The organism is Streptococcus oralis, from assembly GCF_001578935.1.
Lineage (GTDB): Bacteria > Bacillota > Bacilli > Lactobacillales > Streptococcaceae > Streptococcus > Streptococcus oralis_R.
Window position 1 is genome coordinate 687,755 of record NZ_KQ969521.1, and the last position, 1,042, is coordinate 688,796.

The 1,042-nt window shown below is 35.8% G+C and carries 1 protein-coding gene; it reads right to left on the bottom strand.

Annotated elements, in window-relative coordinates:
• Nucleotides 1-172: 172 nt before the first annotated feature.
• Nucleotides 173-1,042: HNH endonuclease signature motif containing protein (locus SORDD15_RS10495; RefSeq protein ID WP_419579771.1), on the bottom strand; the 870-nt coding region annotated here is incomplete at its 5' end.

Here is a 1,042-nt window from a genome sequence, read left to right on the forward strand (position 1 = left end):
CCTACTTTACTTCCAATAAAACCATAGCCAATTTCTAAATAAAATTCTCTAAGTAATTTTGGAAACATTATTCCTAACTTTGATTCACTTTCTTTGATTTTATCCCTAGTAAGTGGATAAAACTGATTTAAAGGACTTGATTTAATTTCTTCAAACATCTAGTGTTACCTCATTATTTAAATAGTTCTCTAGCTGGAGATCCTGCTCGGTGTATTCCTGCTTGATGTTCATTTGGAAATCTAGCAGGGTGAATATTCCACCATTCATTATTTCCCCCATAAGAATTTTCAATAATATGATGGGCATCATATTTTGATCCCGCTTTTCTAACAATATTCCCATTTTTGCCAATAACATCCTCTGAATATATAGGCCAATTCTGACCCGTTTTTAATTCCCATTCATCAATTAAAGAATTTTTTATTCTATTAAACTCTGCACGATGTTTAGAAACTTCAATTGGTGTCAGTTTTTTGTACTTTTTATTCCGTAATGCATTCTTTAATGACTCAATCTGATTGTTAGGAATATCTCTATTTGTATTTAATTTGATATCTTTCACATAATCTATAATCAAATTACCATCAAACAGACTATCTTCAAATTCATCTACAGATTTGAAAGCATTACGCGCTTGGAGTCTAGAAAGACTTGCATTTTCTACATTCTTCGCTTTAGAAGCCAGATTATCCAAGCTCTTTCCTAGACCTGTATCTCCCAGACTCTTACTCATTTTTTCAAACCGCATCATTTGACTACCAGTTGAAGTCTCTCGTACGACTACAGTCGGTACTTCCAAAGTAAACTGCTTGGCTCGCTCCAGTCCTTCTTGGGTAGCCTTGCTTAGATTTAGGAGACCTTCATCCACTGTATTCTGTAAGTGACGGGTGAGTTGTTTTCGATAGGTCGATAAGGAGTGGTAAATATTGTCTCCCAGCCCCTTGGTCTTCTTCAAGAAACCTTTGAAACTGTCTAAATTCTTAGCACCTTGTTCCAAGCCTTCCTTCACCGCTGTTTTGATACTAGTCTTGACAGCGGCGAG